The sequence below is a fragment of the Arthrobacter sp. Marseille-P9274 genome, assembly GCF_946892675.1.
Taxonomy (GTDB): domain Bacteria; phylum Actinomycetota; class Actinomycetes; order Actinomycetales; family Micrococcaceae; genus Crystallibacter.
On the sequence record NZ_CAMPOV010000004.1, the window covers coordinates 92,034 to 117,525 of the forward strand.

26 protein-coding genes are annotated in these 25,492 nt (G+C 69.1%); 12 read left to right on the plus strand and 14 right to left on the minus strand.

Going from position 1 to position 25,492, the window contains the following annotated elements; all coding sequences use genetic code 11:
- Nucleotides 1–2: 2 nt before the first annotated feature.
- From OC550_RS20825 to OC550_RS20870, 10 genes are all read right to left on the minus strand, one after another.
- A complete protein-coding gene (locus OC550_RS20825; protein ID WP_262107857.1) occupies nt 3–1,328 on the minus strand; it encodes an NAD(P)/FAD-dependent oxidoreductase in 1,326 nt (441 codons plus the stop codon).
- Nucleotides 1,329–1,330: 2 nt separating this feature from the next.
- Nucleotides 1,331–1,651, minus strand: coding sequence for a (2Fe-2S)-binding protein (locus tag OC550_RS20830; protein ID WP_262107858.1), 321 nt, complete (start codon nt 1,649–1,651; stop codon nt 1,331–1,333).
- 27 nt (nt 1,652–1,678) lie between these two features.
- Nucleotides 1,679–2,458 (minus strand): SDR family NAD(P)-dependent oxidoreductase, encoded by a 780-nt coding sequence (locus tag OC550_RS20835; RefSeq protein ID WP_262107859.1) that lies wholly within the window; start codon nt 2,456–2,458, stop codon nt 1,679–1,681.
- Between the two features lie 87 nt (nt 2,459–2,545).
- Entirely contained in the window at nt 2,546–4,420 is a 1,875-nt protein-coding gene (locus OC550_RS20840) for a PEP-utilizing enzyme (protein ID WP_262107860.1), read from the minus strand.
- Nucleotides 4,421–4,531: 111 nt separating this feature from the next.
- A complete protein-coding gene (locus OC550_RS20845) occupies nt 4,532–5,680 on the minus strand; it encodes a PEP/pyruvate-binding domain-containing protein (RefSeq protein ID WP_262107861.1) in 1,149 nt (382 codons plus the stop codon).
- Nucleotides 5,681–5,685: 5 nt separating this feature from the next.
- Nucleotides 5,686–6,963, minus strand: a complete 1,278-nt coding sequence (locus OC550_RS20850; protein WP_262107862.1) for a cytochrome P450 — start codon at nt 6,961–6,963, stop codon at nt 5,686–5,688.
- A gap of 157 nt (nt 6,964–7,120) precedes the next feature.
- Complete coding sequence (locus tag OC550_RS20855) at nt 7,121–7,906, minus strand: IclR family transcriptional regulator (protein WP_262107863.1); 786 nt, start codon at nt 7,904–7,906, stop codon at nt 7,121–7,123.
- Between the two features lie 140 nt (nt 7,907–8,046).
- Nucleotides 8,047–8,733, minus strand: a complete 687-nt coding sequence (locus OC550_RS20860; RefSeq protein WP_262107864.1) for an HD domain-containing protein — start codon at nt 8,731–8,733, stop codon at nt 8,047–8,049.
- Nucleotides 8,734–8,801: 68 nt separating this feature from the next.
- The gene (locus OC550_RS20865) at nt 8,802–9,188 is read right to left on the minus strand and encodes a VOC family protein (RefSeq protein WP_262107865.1); all 387 of its coding nucleotides are present in this window, start codon (nt 9,186–9,188) and stop codon (nt 8,802–8,804) included.
- A gap of 11 nt (nt 9,189–9,199) precedes the next feature.
- Nucleotides 9,200–9,976 carry an SDR family NAD(P)-dependent oxidoreductase gene (locus tag OC550_RS20870; protein WP_262107866.1) on the minus strand — a complete coding sequence of 259 codons (777 nt, stop codon included), beginning with the start codon at nt 9,974–9,976 and terminating at the stop codon, nt 9,200–9,202.
- Between the two features lie 179 nt (nt 9,977–10,155).
- Between OC550_RS20870 and OC550_RS20875 the strand changes: the two genes are divergently transcribed.
- The 4 genes from OC550_RS20875 to OC550_RS20890 all read left to right on the plus strand — a co-directional run bounded on the left by OC550_RS20875 (nt 10,156) and on the right by OC550_RS20890 (nt 15,236).
- A complete protein-coding gene (locus OC550_RS20875; protein WP_262107867.1) occupies nt 10,156–11,298 on the plus strand; it encodes a glycoside hydrolase family 76 protein in 1,143 nt (380 codons plus the stop codon).
- A 133-nt stretch (nt 11,299–11,431) separates the two neighbouring features.
- Nucleotides 11,432–12,484 carry an iron ABC transporter substrate-binding protein gene (locus tag OC550_RS20880; protein WP_262107868.1) on the plus strand — a complete coding sequence of 351 codons (1,053 nt, stop codon included), beginning with the start codon at nt 11,432–11,434 and terminating at the stop codon, nt 12,482–12,484.
- A 51-nt stretch (nt 12,485–12,535) separates the two neighbouring features.
- A complete protein-coding gene (locus OC550_RS20885; RefSeq protein WP_262107869.1) occupies nt 12,536–14,119 on the plus strand; it encodes an iron ABC transporter permease in 1,584 nt (527 codons plus the stop codon).
- Between the two features lie 25 nt (nt 14,120–14,144).
- Nucleotides 14,145–15,236: an ABC transporter ATP-binding protein gene (locus tag OC550_RS20890; protein ID WP_262107870.1), complete on the plus strand. Its 1,092-nt coding sequence runs from the start codon at nt 14,145–14,147 to the stop codon at nt 15,234–15,236.
- A gap of 72 nt (nt 15,237–15,308) precedes the next feature.
- Here the strand turns inward: OC550_RS20890 and OC550_RS20895 are convergent, their stop codons facing one another.
- Entirely contained in the window at nt 15,309–15,899 is a 591-nt protein-coding gene (locus OC550_RS20895; RefSeq protein WP_262107871.1) for a YdeI family protein, read from the minus strand.
- A gap of 107 nt (nt 15,900–16,006) precedes the next feature.
- Between OC550_RS20895 and OC550_RS20900 the strand changes: the two genes are divergently transcribed.
- From OC550_RS20900 to OC550_RS20915, 4 genes are all read left to right on the plus strand, one after another.
- Nucleotides 16,007–16,702 carry a VOC family protein gene (locus OC550_RS20900; RefSeq protein ID WP_262107872.1) on the plus strand — a complete coding sequence of 232 codons (696 nt, stop codon included), beginning with the start codon at nt 16,007–16,009 and terminating at the stop codon, nt 16,700–16,702.
- A gap of 82 nt (nt 16,703–16,784) precedes the next feature.
- The gene (locus OC550_RS20905; RefSeq protein ID WP_262107873.1) at nt 16,785–17,324 is read left to right on the plus strand and encodes an NUDIX hydrolase family protein; all 540 of its coding nucleotides are present in this window, start codon (nt 16,785–16,787) and stop codon (nt 17,322–17,324) included.
- A gap of 110 nt (nt 17,325–17,434) precedes the next feature.
- Complete coding sequence (locus OC550_RS20910) at nt 17,435–18,337, plus strand: DUF6707 family protein (protein ID WP_262107874.1); 903 nt, start codon at nt 17,435–17,437, stop codon at nt 18,335–18,337.
- A gap of 54 nt (nt 18,338–18,391) precedes the next feature.
- Complete coding sequence (locus OC550_RS20915; protein WP_262107876.1) at nt 18,392–19,144, plus strand: SRPBCC domain-containing protein; 753 nt, start codon at nt 18,392–18,394, stop codon at nt 19,142–19,144.
- 64 nt (nt 19,145–19,208) lie between these two features.
- Here the strand turns inward: OC550_RS20915 and OC550_RS20920 are convergent, their stop codons facing one another.
- The gene (locus OC550_RS20920; protein WP_262107877.1) at nt 19,209–20,273 is read right to left on the minus strand and encodes an FUSC family protein; all 1,065 of its coding nucleotides are present in this window, start codon (nt 20,271–20,273) and stop codon (nt 19,209–19,211) included.
- A gap of 204 nt (nt 20,274–20,477) precedes the next feature.
- Between OC550_RS20920 and tgt the strand changes: the two genes are divergently transcribed.
- Nucleotides 20,478–21,755 (plus strand): tRNA guanosine(34) transglycosylase Tgt, encoded by a 1,278-nt coding sequence (tgt, locus tag OC550_RS20925; RefSeq protein ID WP_262107878.1) that lies wholly within the window; start codon nt 20,478–20,480, stop codon nt 21,753–21,755.
- Here the strand turns inward: tgt and OC550_RS20930 are convergent.
- Nucleotides 21,721–22,335 carry a DUF4126 domain-containing protein gene (locus tag OC550_RS20930; RefSeq protein WP_262107879.1) on the minus strand — a complete coding sequence of 205 codons (615 nt, stop codon included), beginning with the start codon at nt 22,333–22,335 and terminating at the stop codon, nt 21,721–21,723. The two genes, tgt and OC550_RS20930, sit on opposite strands and share 35 nt — an antisense overlap.
- Nucleotides 22,336–22,379: 44 nt before the next feature.
- Between OC550_RS20930 and OC550_RS20935 the strand changes: the two genes are divergently transcribed.
- Nucleotides 22,380–22,991 (plus strand): DinB family protein, encoded by a 612-nt coding sequence (locus tag OC550_RS20935; protein WP_262107880.1) that lies wholly within the window; start codon nt 22,380–22,382, stop codon nt 22,989–22,991.
- Here OC550_RS20935 and OC550_RS20940 read toward each other — a convergent pair.
- Nucleotides 22,988–23,686 carry a queuosine precursor transporter gene (locus tag OC550_RS20940; RefSeq protein WP_262107881.1) on the minus strand — a complete coding sequence of 233 codons (699 nt, stop codon included), beginning with the start codon at nt 23,684–23,686 and terminating at the stop codon, nt 22,988–22,990. The two genes, OC550_RS20935 and OC550_RS20940, sit on opposite strands and share 4 nt — an antisense overlap.
- Before the next feature lie 307 nt (nt 23,687–23,993).
- Between OC550_RS20940 and OC550_RS20945 the strand changes: the two genes are divergently transcribed.
- Both OC550_RS20945 and OC550_RS20950 read left to right on the plus strand, forming a co-directional pair.
- The gene (locus tag OC550_RS20945) at nt 23,994–24,542 is read left to right on the plus strand and encodes a hypothetical protein (protein ID WP_262107882.1); all 549 of its coding nucleotides are present in this window, start codon (nt 23,994–23,996) and stop codon (nt 24,540–24,542) included.
- Nucleotides 24,543–24,627: 85 nt separating this feature from the next.
- Nucleotides 24,628–25,458, plus strand: a complete 831-nt coding sequence (locus tag OC550_RS20950) for a hydroxymethylpyrimidine/phosphomethylpyrimidine kinase (protein ID WP_262107883.1) — start codon at nt 24,628–24,630, stop codon at nt 25,456–25,458.
- Nucleotides 25,459–25,492 lie beyond the last annotated feature (34 nt).

A 25,492-nucleotide genomic window follows, 5' to 3' on the forward strand; every position in this document is an offset into this window, starting at 1 on the left:
CCTCAGCCGTCCGTGACGATGGTTTTCAGGACCACGGCGGGGTCCGCCGCCGCGTCCGCGGGAATGTTCTGGCCCTTGGCGAGGGCGTTCTTGACAGCCATGAAGTCGAGCGGCGCGTTCACGCAGTCCGCGGCGATGATCCGGCCGTCCCGGTAGTACAGGACGGAGAACTTGCCGCGCTCGTTGTCGCGCCGGACCACGGTGCTGTCGTAGCCGAGCGTCAGCCCGGCGATCTGGAGTTTCAGGTCCGCCTGGTTGGACCAGAACCACGGGATGCCGGCGTACTCCTCGCTGCGGCCCATCAGCGAGTAGGCGGCGACCTTGGCGTGCTCGATTGCGTTGTTGACGCTTTCGAGCCGAATGCGCTCGCCCTCGGGCGCGCCGGGCAGCGGGTTCGGGATGTTGGCGACGTCGCCGACGGCCACGGTGGTGCCGTCGGAGGCCACGGCATGCCGGTCCACGACAATCCCGTTGTCCACGTCGAGGCCCAGCTGTTCAGCCAGCTCGGTGTTCGGCACCACGCCGATGCCGACCAGCACCAGCTGCGCGGGCACCACGGTGCCATCGGAAAGTTCGACGCCGGCCACCCGGCTTCCGTCCTCGGCCGGCACCAGGCGGTTCATCCGGGCGTCCAGCCGGATGTCCATCCCGCGTTCGCGGTGCGCGTTGAGGAAGTATTCGCTGGTCTCTTCGCCGACAGCGCGGCCGATCAGCCGCGGCCCGTACTCGAGCACGGTGACAGCCTTGCCCATCTTGTGCAGGCTGGACGCGGCCTCGAGCCCGATGAATCCGCCGCCGATGACCACGGCCTCGCGGACGCCGTCCAGCTGCGCCTTGAGGGCCAGCGCGTCATCCGCATTGCGCAGGTACACCACTCCGTCCAGCTCCGCGCCGGGCAGGTCCAGCTTCCGGGCGCGGGCGCCGACGGTCAGCGCCAGCCGCTTGAACGGGAACCGCGCGCCGGAGGCGGCATGCGCCACGCCGGAGCCGTCGGCTTCCCGCTCGATCCGCACGATCCGCTCGCCCTTGACCAGGGCGACGTTGTGCTCGTCCCAGTACTCGTTGGACCGGAAGATCAGCGACTCGCTCTCCACCGTGCCCTGCAGGAATTCCTTGGACAGGGCCGGGCGCTGGTAGGGCCGGTGGTCCTCCTCGCCGAGCAGCGTGATGTGCTCGTCGAAGCCCAGCGCCCGCAGCGACACCGCCAGCTGCACGCCGGACTGGCTCGCCCCGACGATCAGCAGCCCGGTGCGCACGGCGCCGTCGGCGACGGTGCCATCCGCAGCTGCGGAGTGTGCCGCCGTCGTGCTTGTCTTGGTGGCATCCATGGTCAGACCTGGGCTTCCGGGGTGGTCACGTAAAGGTCCGTGTCCTCGGCCAGGCGCAGCTGGCAGGACAGGCGCGAGTTGTCCTCGCGGTCAACGACGGTGCCGTAGAGCATCTCGTCCTCCATCTCCTCCATCTCGGGGAGCTGGTCGAGGCAGTCCTCGCGGACGAAGACGTGGCAGGTGGCGCAGGACAGCGAGCCGCCGCATTCGGCGACGATGCCGGGCACGCCGTTGCGCACCGCGGTCTCCATGACCGAGTCGCCGATGTTGCCTTCAATGTCGCGGACGGCGCCTTCAGCGTCGGTGAAATGAACCGTAGGCATGGGGATCTCCTTCTCGGTTGTGTAGGTCTAGATGAACTGCCGGCCGCCGTCGACCACCAGGGTCTGGCCGGTGATGTAGGAGGAGTCGGGTCCGGCGAGGAACAGCGCGGCGCCGACGATGTCTTCGGGCTGGCTGGCCCGCTTCAGGGCGCCGCGGTCCACGCCGTAGTTCTCCGCGTTCTCCATCAGCGAGTAGCTGGCCTCGGTGAGCGTGAAGCCCGGGGCGATCGCGTTGACGGTGATGCCGCGCCGGCCGAGTTCCTTGGCCAGCACCCGGGTCATCGCGACCACGCCGCCCTTCGAGGCCACGTAGTGCAGCCACTGCTCCGAGCCGGAGAAGATCGTCGCCGAGGAGAGGTTGATGACGCGGCCGCCCTCGGCCAGGTACTTGCTCGCGGCGCGGGTGACCAGCCACGGGCCCTTGAGGTTCACGTTCATCACCAGGTCCCACTCGTCCGGGTCGATCTCCTCGAACGGGCTGCGGGTCACGGTGGCGTAGATCGCGGCGTTATTAAGGACGACGTCGATCCCTCCGTTGCCGAATTCGGCGCACCTTTCGGCGAGGACCCTGGTGGATTCGGCGCTGGTGACGTCGGCCTCGAAGGCTGCCGCCTCAGCACCCGTCTCGCGGACGAGGCGGGCGGTCTCCTCTGCGCCGGCGAGGTTCACGTCCGCCACCGCCACGCGGTAGCCGCGGCCGGCGAAGCCGAGGGCGAAGGCCCGGCCGAGTCCGCCGGCGGCGCCGGTGATCAGCACCGTGCGCGCGCTGTGCGCTCCGGGGGCGGTCGGGGTGGTTTCCTGCGTCATGTCAGATCTTTCGGTAGGGGCCGGACCGGGGCGATGGGGGTGCCGCCCCGGTCCGGCGGGGAACGCCTGGCCGCTTGGGGGAACGGCTCAGACGTGGCTGTGGCTGTGCGCGCCCGGGCCGGCGATGGCCGGTTCGCCGGCTTCCTCGGCGTCCAGGATCTGGACGGTGCCCTTGGTGCCGTCCACCCGGAGCCGCTGGCCGGTCTTGATCGTGGTGGAGCCGGAGCCGGTGCCGGTGACCGCCGGCAGGCCGTACTCGCGGCAGACGATCGCGGCGTGGCTCATCATGCCGCCGATGTCGGTGACCGTGGCCTTGATCTTGCCGAAGATCGGGCCCCAGCTCGGGGCGGTCACGGTCGCGACCAGGATCTCGCCGGGCTGGACCTCGGAGAGCTGGTCCGAGTCCGTCACGACGCGGGCCAGGCCCTCGACCACGCCCGGGGAGGCCGCCATGCCGCGCAGGCCGCCGCCTTCGACCTCCTCGCCGGCACCCAGCCACTGCTGGACCTGCTCGGTGGTGATGCCCCAGAGCATCCGGGTGAACGGTTCGGTGATGGAGGCCGGCGGGGTGTTCAGCGCCGGCTGCGGGCGGGCCGTCTTGAGCGCGTCGATGATGCCCCGGCGCCGCTCGATCTCTTCCGGCCAGTAGGTCGGGCCGATCGGCTGCGCGCCGACCCCCCACCCGGTGACCAGGTCGAAGAGCGCGTCGCGGACCTCGTTGCGGCCCAGATAGAGCAGGTCCTCCGGCTCGTTCCAGAACCCCTCGGCGTGCATCATCCGGGAGAGCTCGCGGATCTTGCGCCAGAACACGCCCATGGTCCAGTGCTCGATGTAGAAGTTGTGGTTCTCCACGTACGGGTACGCGGTGGCGGCCAGCTGGCGCTTGGCGTCGAAGAGGGCCTGGGTCTCGCCCTCGAGCAGGTCGCGGTACTCCTCGACGATGCGGTCCTTCTCGGCGATGAGCTCCTCGGTGGGCCGCATGATCTCCTGGCCCTCGTCGAGCCGGCGGATGTAGTCGGCGATGTAGCCGAGCGGGATCTCCTGGTGTTCCTTCCAGTACTTGTCGTGGCCGTAGAAGCCGTTGCCCACCGTGAAGTTGAACCACGGGTCCTGGGCTTCCTCATACTGGCTGATCCACCGCTCTCCCCCGCCCGAGGCGCGGACCGCGCCCAGGGTCGCTTCGACGTCGTCGGTGTTGGCGAACGCGGACTGGATGCCCAGCTCCACGGCCAGCTTGGCCAGCTGCTTGAGCTCGTCGTCCGGGCGGAACAGCTCCATGTCCACGCCCTGGACCATGGTCGCGATCGACTGGTCCGGGATGTTCGGGAAGACTTCCTTGCAGAAGTTGAAGAAGTCCAGGTAGGCGATGTAGCCCAGGTTCAGGAACTCGAAGTGGTACTGCCAGTTCTGGTAGGCCAGCTGAATCAGCCGGTCGTAGTTCTCCAGCAGCACCTCCGAGCCGTCCTTGGCCTTGCCGGTGGTGATGTCCTCCATCGGGACCATGTCGGGCAGCTTGTTGAAGGACAGCGTCTCCATCTCGTCGATCGTGCCGCGGACCTTGACGTGCCACTGCTTGAGCAGCTCTTCCCAGTTCTGGAAGTAGTGGCCGACGCGCTGTTCGAACAGCGGCACGCGCGCGGCGATCTTCTCCTCCGGGACCGGGATCGGCGACATGTACAGGTAGCCCAGGTGGATGCGGAACTCGATCCCGTTGGCGTTCGGGATCATCAGGTGCCGGGCGTTGTACTGGCCCAGGCACTTGACCGCGAACTCGCCGCCGATCGTCTCGAACGGCTTGAAGACCGTGGGCCAGTGCTGGCTATCGCAGAACCAGAACTTCGCGTCCTCGGCCTCCTTGAGCTTGTCCTGGAAAACCAGGTAGTACGGGTACAGCTTCTCCCAGCCCTCGGCGCCGGCGGGAACCGGCAGCTCGGAAGGCTTCGGGAACGACTTCATGGACATGGGCGTCCTTTCGGTGCGGGCTCGGCGTCGGGCCCTGGCTGGCAAACTTGCAGTGCAGTGGTGCTGTGGTTCGACGGTGCTGGTCGGTCGGTGCTGCTCACCCGGTGCTGCTCAGGCGGTGGTCTTGAGCAGCGAGGCGGTGATGCTGCCCAGGCTGAAGCCGGTGCCCGCGGCCGGGGTTCCGGATCCGGCGGTTCCGGCGGTTCCAGCGGGGACCGCGCCGAACGCAGCCGCGTAGCCGCCGGTGGAGGCCTTGGGCGCGGCCGGCTTGGAGGAGTGCACGGTTTCCGGGCGGGACTGCAGCAGCAGCAGGTTCTCGCCGTCGGGCAGGTCCTCGTCCAGCGCCCACTCGATGTCCTGCGGGCACTTGTAGTGCTTCTCCGCACGCTTGGCCATCGAGGCAACCGCGAGCAGTTCGTCGTCGCTCAGGCTGCGGCGACCGCGGCGATCCTCGTCGACCTCGCGCTCCACCAGGGTGTGGGCGGAGCGGTCCGGGACCAGTTCGGCATGCTTGTCGCCGAGGTGTTCGCTGACGACGGCGAGCGTCACCTTGTCTAGCACGATGTTGTCCGGCGTGACCTGCCCGGAGACGACCATCTCGCCGACGCCGTAGGACGAGTCGATGGTGATCTTCGAGCGGTCGCCGTTGGCCGGGTCGAGGGTCATCGCGACCCCGGACACCTTCGAGTTGACCATCTTCTGGACCACGACGGCCATCGACAGGCCTTCGTTGGGGATCCCGTTCTTCAGCCGGTAAATGATGGCGCGGGCGGTGAAGAGCGAGGCCCAGCACTGCCGGATGTGCTCCGTGACGGCCTTGGCCCCTTCGAGCCACAGGTAGGTGTCCTGCTGGCCGGCGAAGGAGGCATCGGGCAGGTCTTCGGCGGTGGCGCTGGAGCGGACCGCCACCGGGACGGCTTCCTCGAACCGGGCCATCAGGGCCTCGTAGGCGGCCAGGGTCTGGGCCCGCAGGCTCTCCGGCACGGGCTTGGAGCAGATGTCGGCGCGGATGCCGGCCGAGACCTTCTCCATCTCGGCGACGTCTTCCGGGTCCAGGCCTTCCAAGAGGTCGTGGATCTCCTGCGTGATGCCGGCCTCGGACATGAACTCGTCGAACGCCGCGGTGGTGACGACGAAGCCGGGAGGGACCGGCATGCCGGCCGAGGTCATGGTGACCAGGGACGAGCCCTTGCCGCCGAGCGCCTCAAGCGTGGGCTCGATGCCGCCGTCGAAGAACTGGATGTACTGGTTGCTTTCCATGGTGCTTAGGCCTCCCAAGCCACGGGGACGGATTCGGGAACGCGGAAGGAGAGGTTCTCGCGGAACTCGATCGCTTCCGGGTGGTCCAGCTTCAGGTTGGGTGCCAGCCGGACGATTTCCTCCAGCGCGATCTTCGCCTGGAGTTTGGCGAGCATGTTGCCGAGGCAGTAGTGGATGCCGTAGCCGAAGGAGAGATGCTCGCGGGCATTGGGGCGGGAGATGTCGAACTCCTCGCCGCCGGTGAAGCGGGTCTCGTCGCGGTTGGCCGAGCCCATCAGCAGCAGCAGGCCGGCGCCCTCCGGGATCTTGACTCCGCCGACCTCGGCGTCCTTCAGCGCCTTGCGGCGCCAGCCGACGATGGAACCGGCGTAGCGCAGGACCTCGTCGATCGCGGCCGGGATCTTCTTGGGATCCGCCACCAGCTGCTGCCACTGCTCCGGGTGGGCCAGCAGTACGCGCACGGCGTTGGAGATCAGCGTGGTGGTGGTCTCGTGGCCAGCGAACAGCATGCTGTAGAGGACCGAGGCGATTTCGTGGTCGGTGATCTCGGCGCCGTCCTGCTGGGCCTTCACGAGGTCCGCGGTGAGGTTGTCGCCGCCCTCCTCGTGGGCCACGCGGACCAGCCGCTGGCATTCCTGCCAGTACTCGACCAGGTTGTGCGCGTGCGGGATCTGCTCCTCGTCGGACAGGTCGCCCCAGGTCATCGCTGCGCGCGAGTCGCTCCAGCGCTTGAACTTATCCACCTGCTCCACGTCGGCGCCGATCAGCGTCAGGATCGTGACGGTGGGGACGTCGTACGCGAGGTCGCGGAAGATGTCGCCGCGGCCCTCCGGGTTGGCCAGCATCCGTTCCAGCTGGTCCACGACGTTCTGCCGGATGAACGGCTCCAGCACCTTGAACCGGCGCGGGGTGAAGGCCTTCTGGACCACGGAACGGATCCGGGTGTGCTCCGGCGGGCGCCGGGCGGAGAGGCCGGAGTAGGCGGTGAATCCGCCCTCTTCCATGATCTTCTTGGCATCCGGGCCGCGCTCGCGCACCGGCGCCTGGGCGTTCTCGCTGGAGAAGGTCTCCCAGTCGTCGAAGACAGCCTTAATGTCGTCGTAGCGCGTGACCACGTAGTAGCCGATGCGCTCGTCGAACATAACCGGCTGCTCTGCCCTGAGTTCGGCGTAGGCCGGGAACGGGTCCTTCATCTGGAACGGCTGGTAGCCGTGGTGCCCCGCGGGGGCCTCGGCGCCGTGGCCGAACGGGCAACGGGGGGCCGTCTCAGTCGAGGGTGACATCTGTGCTCCTTGGATATCGTCTCCCGCTTCCGGCAGGGGATGCCGTCGGCGGTTCGTTCGCTATCCAGTGTTGCGCATATCACCCTGAGATGCGCACCACAGCCTTCCACTGAGTAGAAACCGGATTACCGGGTGGCAGCTTGGCTGTGCGGCGGGTTCAGCGCCGGCTCAGGCCCAGCAGCGATTCCAGCGGGATGTGCGCCGTCGCCCGTTCGATCTGGGCGGACACTCCCCTCAGGACCGGCAGATGCCGGGTCATCGAGGCCGCCTGCGCCGAGGCCAGTACCAGCCCGAGGCCGGCCCCGATCCTCTTCGTGTGGAACACCGGGACTGCGATCGAGCAGGACCCCAGCCGCACCTCCTCCAGGGTGGTGGCGTAGCCCTGCTCGCGGATCTGCACCAGTTCCTCGGCCAGCCGGCGTGGATTGGTGTGCGTATGCGCAGTGGCCTGCTCCAGCTCGCGGTGCAGGTACGCATCGCGGACCCACACCTCTTCGTAGGCCAGGATCACCTTGCCCACCGCTGTCGCGTGCATGGGCAGCCGACCGCCGACCCGGGAGGCACGCGGCACCCGCTTGGTCCCGTAGATGCGCTCGATGTAGAGCACCTCGTTGCCGGCCCGGACGGCCAGCTGCGAGGTCTCGCCGGTCAGCGAGAAGAGGTCCTGCACGAACGGCCGCGCGGCCTCGCGCAGCTGCCGTCCTGTGTTCTGTGCCAGTTCCCAGACCCGGATGCCCAGCTGGTACCGGCCAGTGGCGCTGCGGGAGAGGAAGCCCCAGTCGGTGAGTTCGGCGACCAGCCGGTGCGTCGTGCTCAGCGGCAGCCCGGAGCCCTCGGCAATTTCGGTCAGGCTCAGGGCGCCGCGGGACTTCTCGAACGCCTCCAGAACAGCGAGGACCTTGGACGTCACCGTCCTCCCGGGTTCCCGGTTTCCGCCCGCCACGCAGCCTCCTCTCCGTCGCCGTTTTCGCCGGCACCGACGAGTCTAGCCGCGCCCACAGTGTCCCGGCGCGGCAAGCGGACGGAACGATTGGTCGCCGGCCGGAGGGCTCCGCGACTCGAAGGCGGAAGACGGCCCGCGGATCAGCTTCCGGCCAGCAGGTCCTGCCGTTCGGGCCACTGCGTCACGGACTCCAGCGCAGAGAGAGCGCGGGCGATCGTCGCGGCCTCCTCGGTGAACAGGTGCCCGTGCACCCGCTGGCTGCACAGCCGCAGGGCCTGTCCGCGCTCCAGCCCGAACCACTCCATGACGGTGTCGATGCCGTGCGGGCTCAGCCGCCAGGTTTTGTCCGAATCCTTCACGATGGCGTCCTCGATGGACAGCGCCTCTTTGCGCGAGTCATGGCCGTCGATGATCTCCAGGATCTGCGGCACGCGCGCGGCGTCCCAGCCGACCTGCTCGAGGATCCCCGCGGCCAGCCGGGCGCCTTCCTTCTCGTGCAGCAGCACCAGGTCCGGCCTCCCGCCGCCTGGCGCGATGGCCGCCAGCACTTCCTCCGGCGGCACCCGGGACCAGCCGACATCGTGCAGCATCATCGCGGGAAGCACGACGGCGGCATCCGCCTCGGGGTGCGCGTGCAGCAGGGTGCGGGCCAGGCCCAGGGCGTAGAGCGTGTGCGCGTCGTTGTCCCGGACCGCCAGCAGCGGCGCCGCCAGCTTCCACACCCTCGCCAGCTCGGGCTCCAGCGCGATGACGCCGTCCGGCTCTTCCTCGATGCCAGCAGACACGTCGCCGCCGAAGTGGTTCGCCGATGGCCTCATCTTCGTCATGCTCCCACCGTGGCCCTGCAGGGCGCCGCCGCGCAAGCGCCCTCTTCCGCTGGCCGGAAGGCGGCGGACTACAGGCCATAGGCCGTGGGGTGCCGCGGCTCGTACAGCAGGATGTCCTCCGCCCCGGGCAGCTGCAGCATCACTCCGACACCGAAGCCCATATCCTCGGGCCCGCAGGTAAAGGCCGCGCCCCGGCCGGCCAGCTCGCCCATGGTCACGGACAGGTCATCGCACATGAGCGCAATCCGGTGCCCGGGCGGGTGCGAATACTCCTCGCCTTCCCACATCCCGACCGTCGGATGCACGCCCAGCTCGCCCGGACCGGTCCGGAAGATCAGCCAGCCGGCCCCGGAAGAAGGATCCTCCACCGAGGGCCATTGCAGCACGTCCCTCAGGAAGGTTCGGGTAGCCTCCGCGTCCTCGGAGTAGATCAGAGCGTGCACTGCCGTGATCATCCCGGCCTCGCCTACTTGGGGGCCATGCGGATGGCGCCGTCCAGCCGGATGGTCTCGCCGTTGAGCATGGCGTTGTCGACGATGTGGGCCGCGAGGCTGGCGTACTCCGCAGGCCGGCCGAGCCGGGAGGGGTGCGGGACCTGGTGCCCGAGCGACTCCTGGGCCTCCTGCGGCAGGCCGGCCATCATCGGCGTTTCGAAGATGCCGGGAGCGATGGTGACCACCCGGATCAGCGAGCGCGCAAATTCGCGGGCGAGCGGCAGGGTCATGGCCGCCACGCCGCCTTTCGATGCCGCATAGGCGGGCTGGCCGATCTGCCCGTCGAACGCCGCCACGGAGGCGGTGTTGACGATGACGCCGCGCTCGGGGCCACCGAGTCTGGTGGCGACCGGCTCGGTCTCCGCCATCGCGGCGGCCGCCAGGCGGACCACGTTGAAGGTGCCGATCAGGTTGATCTGCACCACCCGGGCGAAGTCGGCCAGCGGCAGCACCCCGTTGCGCCCGAGCACCTTCCCGGGCGTCCCCACGCCGGCGCAGTTGACCACCACGCGCAACGGCCCGAGTCCCGCGGCCGCATCGACCGCGGCCTGCACGTCCGCTTCACTCGTCACATCCGCGGGCGCGAACACCGCACGCTCGCCGAGTTCCTTCGCGTAAGCCTCGCCAGCGGATTGCGGCAGGTCCACCAGCACCACGGAGGCACCGCCGTCGTACAGCCGCCGGGCGGTCGCGGCACCTAGGCCCGACGCGCCTCCGGTGATCAGGGCTACGGCTCCGGTCAGCTCCAAGATTCCTCCTCGCTCGGCGGTCCCGGCCGTTTCGGACGGCCGCACTGCCAGCATAGTGTGGCCCGTCCCACGATTCCGGCAGGCTCAGGATCCGGCCGGAAGCCGGCGCCAGCGAACCGGGCCCCGGACAAGGCCCAATGCCCCTCCGGCGGGCCGCGGCCGGCCGCTAGGGTGGGACCATGGCTGCCGAAATCCGTCCGCCCGCTCCTGGCGCATCCGTCACGACCCGTGCCTCCGGCCGCGCGGACGAGGCCGCGGGCGCCGTCATCGGCCATTTCGGCCACCGCCTCTTCGGCCTTCCTTTCACGCACATCGGCGCCGTGCGCCGTCCGGAGGGCGGGCTCTGGCCGTTCGGGCGGCCGTGGCACTACTGGTGGCAGGCCCACTACCTGGACTGCCTGGTGGACGCGGGCTGGCGGGAGATGGAGCGGGGCCAGTATTACGACGTCGGCTTCGACGCGGGGGCCCTCGGCGCGCGACTCCTGCGCACCATCCGGCTGCGCAACCTGCTGAACTTCACGAACTCCTACTACGACGACATGGCCTGGCTGGCCCTCGCGGCCGGGCGCCTCGACGCGCTGGCGGAGGCGGCCGGGAAGCCGCGCCGCCTCAACCGGGCTGCGCTGCGCGCGCTCCGTCCGGCGCTCGAATCGGCGCACACCGAAGATCTGGGCGGCGGCCTGTTCTGGAGCACCCAGCGGGACTTCAAGAACGTCCCGGCGACGGCCCCGGCGGCGCTGTTCTTCGCCCGCTCCGGCCAGGGGGAGCGCGCCGAGGCGCTCGTGGACTGGCTGCGGGAGAAACTGTACGACGGCGGTGCCGGGCTTTACCTCGACGGGCTGCGGATGGCGGGCGGCGAGGCGGTGATGGTGTCCGACATCTACACCTACAACCAGGGGCCGGTGCTCGGGGCGCTGCTGGAGCTCGGCCGGCCGCAGGACCTGGACCATGCTGCGGGGCTGATCGACGCTGTCGCCGGGCAGTTGACGGTGCGGCACGAGGGCAGGCCGGTGCTGCGCACGCACGGGGATGGGGACGGCGGGCTCTTCACCGGCATCCTGGCCCGCTACCTGGCGCTGGCCGCGAACTCGGCCCGGCTGCCCGAGGCCACGCGGACGCTCGCCCGGTCGCTGGTGGCGAACACCGCGGACGGGTTCTGGGCCGGCCGCCGGATCGAGAACCACCGCAGCTGGGAGGTGCTGGTCTTCGCCAAGGATCCGGCGCTAGCGGCCAAGACGTCCTACCCGCCCGGGGAACCCGTGGAGCTATCCACGCAGCTGCAGGCCTGGATGGTGCTGGAGGCCGCCGCCACGCTTGCTTAACGTCATTACGTAACATCCGTGTTGTGTATTGAGTGTGCGGTAGTCCACAATGGCCGGGCAAGCAAAGGCTTGCCTTACTTCCGCAGCGGCGCCCGGCCGGGCCCGCGCGGCCCGCATTCCCGAAAGGCTTTCCATGAAGATCCGCTTCCCGAAGTTGCCTGCCGCGGCCATCGCCGCGGCGGCGGCCCTGACGCTCAGCGCCTGCGGCTCCGGTTCCTCGGCCCCCGAGGGTTCATCGGCGCCTGAGGGCTCGGCCGCCGGCGAAATCACCGTCTACAACGCGCAGCACGAGTCCATGACGCAGGCCTGGGTCGACGAGTTCACCGCCGAAACCGGCATCAAGGTCAACGTCCGCCAGGGCAGCGACACGGAGATGAGCAACCAGATCATCCAGGAAGGCGACGCCTCCCCCGCCGACGTCTTCATCACCGAGAACTCCCCCGCGATGACGCAGGTGGAGAACGCCGGGCTGTTCGCCGAGGTCTCCCCCGCGGTCCAGGAGAACGTGCCGGAGCAGTACCGCCCGTCGTCGAACATGTGGACCGGCGTCGCGGCCCGCTCCACCGTCTTCGTGTACAACAAGGAAGCGGTCAAGGAAGGCGACCTGCCGGCGTCGATCATGGACCTGGCGAAGCCGGAGTGGGCCGGCAAGTGGGGCGCCGCCCCCGGCGGCGCCGACTTCCAGGCGATCGTCTCCGCGATGCTCGAGCTCGAAGGCGAGCAGGCCACGGCCGACTGGCTCAAGGCGATGAAGGATAACGCCAAGGTCTACCCGAAGAACGGCGCGGCCATGAAGGCCGTGAATTCCGGCGAGGTCGACGGCGCCGTCATCTACCACTACTACTACGCGGCGGACCAGGCCAAGACCGGCGAGAACTCCGGCAATGTTGCCCCGCACTACTTCAAGAACGAAGACCCGGGCGCTTTCGTGAGCATCTCCGGCGGCGGCGTGCTGAAGTCCTCGGACAACCAGGAACCCGCCATGCAGTTCCTGGAGTTCATCACCTCCAAGAAGGGCCAGGAACTCCTTGGCACCGGCGAGGACTACGAGTACCCGGTGGGCAAGGACGTCGCCCCGCGCGAGGGCCTGGTCCCGCTCGAGGAACTGCAGGCCCCGCCCGTCGACGCGGCCAAGCTGAACAACCAGAAGGTCGTCGAACTGATGACCAGCGCAGGCCTGCTCTAAGCCGGAGTAGTCTATTTCGGTGAGCACTTCCCTACCGGTAGCCGGGGTCCGATGACCCCGGCTACCGGTACTTCCAGCGGCCCCTCGAACATCCGGTCCAAGGCGCGGGGCACCCGCTCCCGCCCGCCGGCACCGGTGGTGGCCGCCGCCGTCGCTATTTCCCTGGCGACGCTCATCCCGCTGGGCTTCGTCATCATCATGACCGTCGCCACCGGCTGGGACACCGCGGTGAAGCTGGTCTTCCGGCCGCGCGTGGGCGAGCTGCTCTTCAACACCGTCGGCCTGGTGCTGGCCACCGTTCCGCTGTGCATCGTCATCGGCGTCGCCGCGGCCTGGCTGGTGGAGCGCACCCGGCTGCCGGGCGCCCGCTTCTGGTCGCTCGTGCTGGCGGCCCCGCTGGCCGTCCCCGCGTTCGTCAACAGCTACGCCTGGGTCAGCACCATCCCCTCGCTGGGCGGCATCGCCGGCGGCACGCTGGTCTCGGTGCTCTCCTACTACCCCCTGGTCTACATACCGGCCGCCGCCGCGCTGCGCCGGATGGACCCCGCGCTGGAGCAATCGGCCGCCTCGCTGGGCCTGGGCCGCTGGCGTGCGTTCTTCCGCGTCATACTCCCGCAGCTCTGGCTGCCGATCACCGGCGGCTCGCTGCTGGTGGGCCTGCACCTGCTGGCCGAGTTCGGCGCCTTCTCGATGATCCGGTTCAACACGTTCACCACGGCGATCATGGAGCAGTACCAGTCCACCTTCAACGGCGTGGCCGCCAACATGCTGGCCAGCGTGCTGGTGCTGCTGTGCCTGGCGATGCTGCTGCTCGAGTCCCGGATCCGCGGCAACGCCCGCTACGCCCGGATCGGCTCCGGCGTCGCCAGCCGTCCGCCCATCCTGCCGCTCGGGCGCTACCGTCCGATCGCCGTCGTCGGTGTCCTGGCCCTGGCCGCGCTGGCGCTCGGCGTCCCGCTGGGCAACGTGGTGCGCTGGCTGGTCGCCGGCGGGGCGGACATTTGGGACCTGCCGGAGATCGCCCACACGCTGGCGCAGACGCTCGCCTTCGGCCTGGCCGGGGCGTTGCTGACCGTGCTGCTGGCCTTCCCGATCGCCTGGCTGGCGGTGCGGTATCCGAGCGGGTTCACCAAGCTGCTCGAGGGCACCAACTACATCACCTCCTCGCTGCCCGGCATCGTGGTGGCGCTCGCGTTCGTCACCGTGGCCGTCGGCTACCTGCGGCCGCTGTACCAGACGGTTCCGCTGGTCATTGCCGCGTACGTGCTGCTGTTCCTGCCGCGCGCGCTGGTCAACCTGCGCGCCGGGCTGGCGCAGGCCCCGCGCGAGCTGGAGGAGGCGGCGCAGTCCCTGGGCAACCCGCCGCTGAAGACGTTCCTCCGGGTGACCCTGCGGCTGACCGCGCCGGCCGCCGCGGGAGGCGCCGCGCTGGTGTTCCTGGGCATCGCCAACGAGCTGACCGCCACGCTGCTGTTGGCCCCCACCGGCGTCAATACCCTGGCCACCCGGTTCTGGTCGCTGAGCTCCGAAATCGATTACGGCGGGGCGGCGCCCTACGCGCTCATCCTGATCCTGCTCTCGCTGCCCATGACGTACCTGCTGTATACCCAGTCGCAGAAGGCGGCCGGCCAATGACCTCGCCTGGAAGGAGCTGCGCCCCGTGAGCCCGGCCTCGGCTGATACCCCCACCCCGGACAGCCATCTCATCATCGACAACGTCACGAAGTCCTTCGGCAGCACCCAGGTCCTGCGCGGCGTGAGCCTCTCGGTGCACCGGGGAATTACGACGGCGATCGTCGGGCCCTCGGGCAGCGGCAAGACGACGCTGCTGCGGCTGATCGCCGGGTTCGAGGCGCCCGATTCCGGGTCCATCATGCTCGACGGCAAGGTGGTGGCCGACGGCACGACGCTGGTGCCCGCGCACCGCCGGAACGTGGGCTACGTCGCGCAGGACGGCGCCCTCTTCCCGCACCTGAGCGTCGGCGAGAACATCGCGTTCGGCCTGGACCGGCGCAAGTTCGCCGGCCGCGCCGCCGTCCGGAACCGGGTGGCGGAGCTGCTGGCGATGGTCTCGCTGGATCCCGACTACGCGGACCGTCGGCCGGACGAACTCTCCGGCGGCCAGCAGCAGCGCGTCGCCCTGGCGCGGGCGCTGGCCCGCGAACCCGAGCTGATGCTGCTGGACGAGCCGTTCAGCGCGCTGGACGCGGGCCTGCGCGTGGCTACCCGCAAGGCCGTAGCCGGCACCCTGGCCGCCGCCGGCGTCACCACCATCCTGGTCACGCACGACCAGGGCGAGGCGCTCTCCTTCGCCGACCAGGTGGCCGTCATGCGCCGCGGGGTGCTGGCCCAGATCGGCAACCCGTTCGTGGTGTACACGCGGCCGAGCGACCGGGAGACCGCCGAGTTCCTGGGCGACGCGGTGATCCTCGACGCCGACCTGCAGGGCTCGCTGGCCACCTGCGCGCTGGGCGGCATCCCGGTCCGGCGCCCGACCTGCCAGGGCCGGGTCCACCTGATGCTGCGCCCCGAGCAGATCCGCATCGCCGAGACCGGCGCCATCCGCGGCACCGTGCTGGAGACTGACTTCTTCGGCCCCGAGGTCACGGTCAAGCTGGAACTCCACGGCCCCGCCGCCAGCAACGGGCACAAGCAGACCATCACCATCCGGCACTGGAACGCGACCCTGACCAAACCCGGTACCGAACTGTACCTGCGCGTGATCGGCGAGGGCGTGGCCTTCCCGGCCTGACCGCAGCCCAGCCTGCATCGATTGGCCGGTAATGGCTGGATTGCGGCCACGCGGCTGCCCGGCGGCCCTGGGCTACGGCTTCTTCCGCTGCGGATGCGGCGCCTCGTGCCGCGCCAGCATCTCGACGAAGCCGGCGATCTTCTTCTCCCGCGCCGCCTGGGTGCGCAGCTGGCTGAGCCGGAAGATCAGGGCGAAGCGGTTCTGCGAGGTCAGCACGTCGAACATCGCCTGCGCCTCGGGTACGGCCGCGATCGCCGCCGCCAGGTCCTCGGGCACTTCCGCAGTGGCCGGGCCCGCATAGGCCCGCTCCCAGCGTCCGTCCGCCTTCGCCGCCGCGACCGCCGCCCGGCCGGCGCCGTGCATTTTCCCGGCGGCCTCCAGCCCCTCGATCCGTTCCACGTTCCGCAGCGACCAGACGCTGCGCTTGGTCCGCGGGCCGAACCGCTGGAAGGAGGACTCCCCGTCGCGGCGCCGGGCCTGCCCGTCGATCCAGCCGAAGCACAGGGCCTCTTCGAGGGCCCCGGCATAGTCCAGCGCGGTCACGTTGCCGCCCTTCTTGTGCAGCACCAGCCAGACCCCGGCCGACGCCGCGTGGTGCTCTTCCAGCCAGGCGCGCCAGGCATCGGCGTCGGGCAGCAGCAGTTCGGGAAGTTCCGCGGGCATGGACAAACACTAGCGGCGCATCCGGCCGCCGCACCATAGTCTGGAAGCAAACGAGGCCGGCGGCACGCCGGTCTTCGAAGCCACGGTGCCGCAACCAAGGAGGAGCCATGCTGCGAGTCCGCCCGGTCCACTACACGTCCCGCCCCGAGGAGTTCAGGCAGCTGCTGACGACGCTCGGCATGGCCGTCACCGCGGACTATGGCACCTGGATCGAACTCGACGCCGGCCACGGGCGCCTGGCCCTGCACGCCATGCCCGCAGCCTCGACCGCGGACGCCACCACCGCCCTTGGGTTCGAGGCCCGCGACCTGGAGACCTTCCGCCGGCGCACCGAGGAGGCCGGCAGCCACGCCGCGCCCTTCTCCGCGGACCACGGCGTCCGGGTCAAGGTCATGCCGCCGGACGGACTCGAGTTCATCGTGGACCCCGTCAACGAGTCCGCCGACGAGCACAATGCGGACCCGGCCCTGACCGTGGCCGCCGTCTGGCTCACCCCGGACGTCGCCGGAGCCGCGAAGGTGCTCGCGGACATCGGTGCCCGCGAACGCAGCTCGGGCCCCGACGCCGCGGACTTCACCGCCAAGAACGGCGGCGTCATCCACGTGCGCCGGGCGCAGGCGCCGGACGCGGATCTGGCCTTCGAGTACGACGGCGACCTGGCGGCCCTGCACCGGAAACTCACCGATGCGGGGCTGGCAGCAGCCGTGTCGAACACCCCGGCCGGACCTGTGCTGGAGGTGGCGGACCCGGACGGACCGGACGCCGCCGGCGGAGGGAAACTGCGCGTCACCCGCCCCCGCTGAGGCTTACGCTCTCGGGAGAAACCGCGCCGCCACCGGCGGTTCCGGCGTGACCTCGACCTCAGCCGTGCGATACAACAAGTACATGAACGTGCGCACACCGGACCCGAATCCAGGCTGGCTTTCCGAAGAAGACCTCTACGAAGCCAGGCGGCGGCTGCCCATGGTGTACGTGGAGGCCATCCCGGTCCGGCTGGACGCCCTGGGCTACGTAACCGACGTCGGGCTCCTGCTGCAGGCCTCCGATCAGGGGCACATGGTCCGCTCGTTCGTCTCCGGCCGCGTGATGTACCGCGAGACCATCCGCGCCGCGCTGATCCGGCACCTCGAAAAGGACCTCGGGCCGCTCGCCTTCCCCCAGCTACCGGCGTCCCCCACCCCGTTCACCGTGGCCGAGTACTTCCCGTCGCCGTCGGAGACCGGACTGACGGATGACCGCCAGCACTGCGTTGCCCTGGCCTACCTCATTCCCGTCACCGGCGAGTGCGACCCGCGGCAGGACGCCTTGGAGCTGACCTGGATGAGCCCCGAGGACGCCCTCAGCCCGGAAGTCCAGTCGGAGTTTACCGGCGGCCGCGGCAACCTCCTGCGCCAGGCCCTCGCGCACGCCGGCTGGTGCCGCTGAGGGAACGCGGCCCCGAGTTCTTAACCACACACGCGCCGCGCGGCGCAACTTCGGAAAACCAGGTAACGAATTCATATACTGTGGTCTGAGCCTGAGCCAGGGAGGACCGGATGACCGATCAGCAGCAGCGAACGTATGTCCATACGATCAAAGCCGAGTTGATCGAACCCGGACACAAGTTCCTCCGCCGCGGAGGCAAGCATTCCGCCGAGGTGGCGGGCACCGCCGTCGTCAATGACGATTTCGGCACCCCCGCCCTGGTGATTGCCACGCTCAAGGACGGCAAGAAGGTGCGTATCGCCCACGGCTCCAGCCTCCGCGTCGCCTCCACCCGCCCGGGCCCCGGCCCCGCCAGCGCGCTGGCCCTCGACGACCTCGAGCTGATACCCGCAGAGGAGGGGACGCCGGAGGCGGTCATTGTGGACGTCGCCCGGGCGCACCCGAAGGACATGGACATCCAGCGCATCGCCGCGCGGCTGAGCAAGGGCCTGAACATTAAGTCCGGCAGCAACCTGCAGGACGTGCGGGACCTGGCCCACCGGCTCTTCGTCTACGTCGATGACCGGGACAATGCCCTGCGGGTCTGCCAGTTGATCACCGATGTTCCCTTCGACGGGAACTTCGGGCGGTGGAAGTCGATCCAGGGCGCCCTGGCGATGTCCGCCTTCATCCACCACGAGGCCGGCAACGCCGAGGAATCCGAGCGGCTGGCCAAGGCGATGCGGGCGCCGGACGAGGTCGAGGAGAAGGACCCGCTGCGCGCGAAGATGAACGCCATCGTGCTGCAGCGCCAGCTCAACGAGCCCAACCTCTACGACAAGGAAATCCACCGCGCCATGGCCGCGGCGGACAAGGCCGCGGAGCGGGACTGGCGGGTCGAGCGGCTGTCGGTGCTGACCTACCTGCGCACGCACGGCGGATCCGAGACGCTGGAACCGGCCGAACTCGAACGGCGCATCGCCAACGAGATCGTCGCCGTCCGCGCGCTCAACGAGCAGCTCACCGCCGGCTGACCGCCGGGCCAGGGCTCTGGCCAGCCGCGAGCGGCCGGGGGTAGAGTCTGCCGCATGACGGAGAGCAACCACAGTCCGCTGAGCGTCCACATCAACGCCGATGCCCAGCAGGTCTGGGTCATGCTGCGCGAGCCGAGCAGGATCGCCCAGTGGCACGGCTGGGAGCTGGACAGCCTCGAAGACGAGATCAACGAAATCTACTTCACCAACACGACCGAGGGCGCGGACCACCGCAAGCTGGTGACCAACGGCGGCGACACTTTCACCCTCGAGCCCGTCGGCGACGGCACCCAAGTCACGCTGGAGCGCGGCAGGATCGAGCCCGGCTCGGAGATGGCGGACTGGGACCAGGACATCACCGAGGGCTGGACCAGCTTCCTCCAGCAGCTGCGCTTCGCGCTTGAGCGGCATCCCAACACGCCGCGCCAAACCACGTACTTCGCGCACGATGCGGTGCCCGAGGGCGGGGTCCTGGCAAGCCTCGGCCTGGAGGACGTGCCGGCGCCCGGCGAGGACTACGAAGCCGAACTGAGCACCGGCGAAAACATCAGCGGCAAGGTCTGGTTCCGCACGGACGCGCAGCTCGGCCTGACGGTGCGGACATATGCGGAGCACGGGGACGGCCTGCTCATCGTCGTCACCCAGCCCAAGCATGAGCGGTTAAGGCCCGACGGCGGCACGCAGGTCCTGATCACGACCTACGGCCTGGGTGCCAGGCGGCTGGGCGAGATCCGGGGCGCGTGGGACTCCTGGCGTACCAGGCACTTCCCCTCGTCCGAGGAGCTGACCGTCGGGCGGCCGCTCTAACCGGGAAGCCGGGTCTGGCGCGGAGGGCTACTCTCGCGCGGACTACCACCCTGGCGCGGGTCGCCTAGTCCTGTGCGGGGTTTTCCCCGCGGCTCTTGAGGAACCGGCGCCGGTTCTTCTCCCGCAGCGTGCGTTGGTGCATGAGGTAGACGAGGCTGATGCCGACCAGTGCCCCGATCGCGGTCTGCAAGGCGCGGTCCACCATCAGCTCCTCCGGGTTGGTCGGAGCGGACAGTTCGGTCATGATCAGCGCCAGGGGCGTGATGAAGATCAGGGCGAGCGCATAGTGCCGCAGCACGAACATCTCGGCGGCGAACTGCAGCACGATCACCATCAGCACCAGGACCCACGGCGCCGGGTGCGGAGCCAGCAGCAGGCCCGCGGCGACCACACCGGCGAAGGTTCCGAGGATGCGGTGCACACCCTTCTTGATCCGCTGGGCAAGGCTGGGACCGGCGATGGGCGCGACCGCCGCCACCATCGCCCAGTAGTTGTGCCCCAGGCCGACCATCGTCGCGATGGTTCCGGCGGCGAGCGCCGCGACCGCGTTCGCCCCCGCTTCGACCCGGAACTCCCGCCAGTGGTCGGGGGTCAGGACGCGCTTGGCCGGAGGCGCCATCGACGTCCGCCAGGCCGGCCGAAGCCGGCTGCTCACCCCGATCAGCATGGCCAGCCCCACGCTGATGAGGCCGGTCAGCATCGCCTGCCCCAGGGGGGCCATCGGCTGGATCGAGCCGATCGCAGCATAGCCGAAGGTAAAGAAAATGACTCCGGCAGGCCGCAGGGCAAAGTAGTTCACCGCGAGCGACAACACCCCGGCCACCACGGTGGTGCCGATGACGATGCCCCAGGGTCCGGCGTCGGCCGCTGCCGTCAAGGCGCCGGCGAACATGACCAGCAGGATCAGCACACCGAACTCCCCCTGGTGCCGCAGCCGCACTCCGTGGGCCTCGCCGCGGCCGTAGATGCCGGTGAACGCGCCGAAGGCGGCGAAGACCATCAGGTCGAAGCGGTCCATGGCCAGCAGGACGAGCAGGGGCAGGCCGACGCTCGCGGCACAGCGAAGCCCCACGATGTGGTCCTGCCGGGCCGGGCCGACGCGGAAGAATTCCCGCACATGCTCCTTCACCCGGACCTGCTTTCTGCTGCTTCGGATAAGCCCACTATTGCGCTGCCCGGTGCCTTCGGCCAGCGGCGGCACGGGATTCGCGGCAAAAAGTGAGCAGCCGGACAAGCCCGCGTGAGCCCGGCGACAGCCGCGCGCAACTGCCTCCACCGGCCGCAAGGAAGCCTGCGGGCCCGCGTTCAGGCCGCCGCTTGGGCTTCGCCGCCGATGCGGCAGAATGGACGGGTGCCCCAGTCTGACTTTTCCTTCGCCGTCGGCAATCGCCTGACCGACACCGCCGGCCCCACCGCCGCACACATCGAGGCCAACGGCGGTGAGTTCAATGGACGCACCGGCACCATCACCACCCCGCACGGCACCATCCAGACACCGGCCTTCATCGCCGTCGGCACCAAGGCCACTGTGAAGGCCGTGCTGCCCGAGTCCATGAAGGACCTCGGCGCCCAGGCACTGCTCGCCAACGCCTACCATCTGTATCTGCAGCCCGGAGCGGATGTGCTGGACGAGGCCGGCGGGCTCGGCAAATTCATGAACTGGGACGGTCCCACCTTCACCGATTCCGGCGGCTTCCAGGTGATGAGCCTGGGCTCGGGCTTCAAAAAGGTGATCAATATGGACGCCGTCTCCGCTGATTCCGGCGCGGATGACCGGGTCGCCGCCGGCAAGGAACGGCTGGCGCACGTCGACGACGACGGGGTCTGGTTCAAGTCCCACCTCAACGGAGACCGCCACCGGTTCACGCCGGAGATTTCGATGCAGGTCCAGCACCAGCTCGGTGCCGACATCATGTTCGCCTTCGATGAGCTGACCACCCTCATGAACTCCCGCGGCTACCAGGAGTCCAGCCTGGAACGCACCCGGCTCTGGGCCGAGCGCTGCGTCGCCGAACACGAGCGCCTGACCGAAGAACGCTCGCACCGGCCGTACCAGGCGCTCTTCGGCGTGATCCAGGGCGCCCAGTACGAGGATCTGCGCCGCAAGGCCTGCCGCGACCTCGGCGCCATGAACTTCGACGGCTTCGGCATCGGCGGCGCCTTGGAAAAGGAGAACCTCGGCACTATCGTGCGCTGGTGCAACGAGGAACTGCCCGAGGACAAGCCGCGCCACCTGCTGGGTATCTCCGAGCCGGACGATATCTTCACCGCCATCGAGAACGGCGCGGACACCTTCGACTGCGTCTCCCCCACGCGCGTCGCCCGCAACTCGGCCTTCTACACCCCCGACGGCCGCAAGAACCTGTCCAACGCCCGGTTCAAGCGCGACTTCACCCCGCTGGTGGAGGGCTGCGACTGCTACGCCTGCGCCAACTACACCCGCGCCTACATCCACCACCTCTACAAGGCGAACGAGATGGTCAGCCACACGCTGATCTCCATCCACAACGAGCGGTTCACCGTGAAGCTCGTGGATGACGCCCGCCTCGCGATCGACGACGGCAGCTTCTTCGATTTCAAGAGCGAAGTGCTGGGCCGGTACTACGCCTGACGCGGCGCGGCCGGCGGTATCTTCGGAACAGCAGCCACAAACCTATACCGGCGACGGCGAGCAGCACCACTACCAGCAGCGGCAGCAGGACGGCCGCCAGCGACAGCGAGAGGCTCGCTGTGTCCTCGACCGTGCTGGCCACCGGGGCCGCGGCGCCCACCGTCGCCGCGTTCAGGACTGGCCGCGCCATCATCTTGACCACGTGCACCACGAACGCGATCACGATGCCAAGAACCACCGGCACCCACGCCGTGCCACCGAAGAACGCGTCGGGGTCCGAGACCCGCACCGTTTCCGACGAAACGCCGCTGCTGAAGACGATGCCGCCGGCGGCCGGGCGGATCACCGTCTGGATCCAGTCGTTGAAGCTGTCCACTACGGGGATCTTGTCCGCCGCGATCTCCAGCACCAGCAGCACGCCGATGATCAGCAGCACCCAGCCGTTCGCCAGCCAGTCCCACGGGTCCGGCAACTGGACCAGGTTCGTGTAGCGGTCCAGCAGGCCGAGGATGAGCATCGGGATGTATGCATTCAGACCCGCCGCCGCTGACAGCCCGGTGCCGGTCAGGATCTCCAACATAGGTCAAGAGTAAACCTGTCGGCGGCACCGATTAGAGTGCAGGGATGGATGACAAAGCGGTTCTTCACCACTACCTGAAAACCCGGCGAGCCAGCCTGCTCGCGAAGCTCGACGGCCTCAGCGAGTATGACGTTCGCCGGCCACTGACTCCCACCGGCACCAACCTCCTCGGCCTGGTCAAGCACGTGGCCAGTGTCGAGCTCGGCTACCTGGGCGAGGTCTTCGGCCGGCCCGCCGACCGCAGCCTGCCGTGGTTCGACGAGGATGCTGAACCGGACGCGGACCTGTGGGCCGCCCCGGAAGAGACGCGCGAGGGGATCATCGAGCTGCACCGGTTCTCGGCCGCCCACAGCGATGCCACCATCGACGCCCTGCCGCTCAATGCCGTCGGCGAGGTTCCTTGGTGGCCGGAAGAGCGCCGGCGGGTGACACTCCACCAGATCCTCGTGCACATGTGCGTCGAGACGGCCCAGCACCTCGGCCACGCGGACATCCTCCGCGAACTGATCGACGGTAGCGCCGGGCAACGTCCCGGAGATCCGAACCTCTCGGTGCGGAGCGCGGACGAGTGGTCCGACCATCGGGCCGGCATCGAGGCTGCGGCACGGCTTGCCGAAGACGCCGCGCGGGACGACGAAGCTGCGCGGCGGGCCTAGGCGGTCGCCCCGTACGAGGGCTCGCGCCGCTTGACCGCGCCGATCACCGCCGTCGTAATGGGCACGAAGAGGAACTCGACCAGCGTCTTGTAGATGAAGCCGGCCACCACGTAGTTCACGAAGGTGCCGAAGTCTCCAATGCCGATGACGGAGGCCGCGATGGAGCAGAAGATCAGGGTGTCGGCGAACTCGCCCACGCCGGTCGAGCCCATCAGCCGAGCCCACAGCCGCCGCTCGCCGAAGCGCTCCTTCATCCGCACCAGGACCCAGGAGTTCAGCGTCTGGCCCACCAGGAAGCCGAGCAGGCTGGCCAGCACGATCAGCGGCACCGGACCCAGCGCACCCTCCAGCGCCGCCTGCTTCGACGCGCCGAACTCGTCGTCGAACCCGGGCAGCACGATGATGATCCAGTAGCAGAGCGACGCGAAGACGGAGAGCGCGAAGGTGGTCACGATGGCGCGCCGCGCCACCCGGAAGCCGTAGACCTCGCTGACCACGTCGCCGAGGATGTAAGCCAGCGGGAAAAGGAAGAAGCCGCCGTCCGTGACGATGGTGCCGATCACCACGCCCTTGGCGGCCCCGATGTTCGACAGGATCAGCACCACCGCCATCGTCGCGAGCATGATGCCGAAATAAGGGCTGCCGATCGACGCGAAGCGGGCACGGGGGTGGGCGGACTTTTGCAGCTCATGCATGGAGGGCACCTTCGGAAGTAGTGGTTCGCGCAACGCAAGGCAGGTCCAAGGGGTCCCGGCGGCGTCCGCTGTATTAGCACTGGGCGGCCCGTCTGCACCGGGCCGCCTCCAATTCTCCCACGGCTTCTTCTCCGCCTTTTTGCGCACGTCCTTCCACACCTTCTCCCGCACCCTTGCGATCTGCCCGGCGCCGCCTATTCTGGATTACGCAACCAACCCGGGCGGACGTTCCAGGCAGTCGGGGGCCACAGGGACGCCGCCGCCGGGTGCTGCGCAGGGCGGACCCGTCCGCAAGAGGGAGCAAGCCATGACGCAGGACAACGACGACGGCGCCACGCCTCTCCGCCGCGAGCCGCTAGGGCCTGTCCCGTCGGCTGCCGGACTGCCTGCCGAGGCCTCGGCAGACGAAGAGTTCGCGGACGAGCTGCTCGGCGCACACAACCCCCGGCACCGCGTCACGTTCGGCCCGCTGGCGTTCTTCACCGGCTTCCTCGCCGCCATCGCGACGTTCTCGCTCGCCGTCATTCTGATCTCCGTGCTCGGCGGAACCTTCAGCTGGCGCCAGGTCCTGCCCACGTTCGGCATGGCTGTCGTGGTGCTGCTCTACGCCGGAGCCATCGGCCTGGTCGTCGGCGCCCCGATCGCCTTCCTGCTGGGCCTGGCGCTCCGCCCGGTGCGCAACCAAGGCTTGCATGTCCTGGCCTTCTTCCTAGTCATCTCCGCCGTGGCTTGGCTGATCTTCAGCGCAATGTATGGCGGAGCGGCATTGGAAACCGTCTGGCTGGCCTGCCTGATCGGCGCCTGCGCGGCCGTGGGCCGGGCGTCCGTCTGGAAGCTCGTGGACGTCTACGACTGACGCCGGCCCCACTCGGAGCGAGGGCGTTAGGCCGTTGCACCCGCCCGGTTTCACACCTACCCGCGTCGATGTGGACAATGGAGGCATGTCTGTTTCCGCTGAAGCCACCGCCCCACGTCCCGCCGTCACCCTGACTATCGCCGGCTCGGAAGCCACCGGCGGCGCGGGCGCACAGGCGGACCTGAAGACCTTCCAGGAGCTCGGCACGTACGGCATCACCGCACTGACCTGCATCGTCGCCTTCGATCCGAAGGACAACTGGAACCACCGCTTCACTCCGGTGGACGCCCAGGTCATCGCGGACCAGCTTGAGGCCATCCAGACCTGCTACGCAGGCAGCCTGGACACCGTCAAGATCGGCATGCTCGGCTCCCCCGCCACCATCAAGACCGTCTCGGACGCCCTGAAGTCCCAGCAGTGGAAGAACGTCGTGCTGGATCCCGTGCTGATCTGCAAGGGCCAGGAGCCGGGCCACGCCCTGGACACCGACCAGGCCCTCAAGGCGGAGGTTCTGCCGCTGGCCACCTTCGTGACGCCCAACCACTTCGAGTCCGAATCGCTGTCCGGCATCGCGATCAACGACCTCGAGGACCTGAAGGAAGCCGCACGCCTGATCCATAAGGCCTCCGGCGCCGTCGTGCTCGCCAAGGGCGGCGTGAGGCTGGAAGGCCCCGATGCCGTGGACGTGTACTACGACGGCGAGACCCTCGAGGTCCTGAGCGCCCCCAAGGTCGGCGAGGTCGCCGTGTCCGGTGCCGGCTGCTCGCTCGCCGCCGCCATCACCGCCGAGCTCGCCAAGGGCGCGGCACCGCTGGAGGCGGCCAGGACGGCCAAGGCCTTCGTCACCGAGGGCATCAAAGCCCGCCTCTCCTCGAACGCGCCCTTCGATGCGCTCTGGCAGGGCTTCGCCGGCTAAACGCCCGGCACGTCAGATCCCATCGACCAGACGA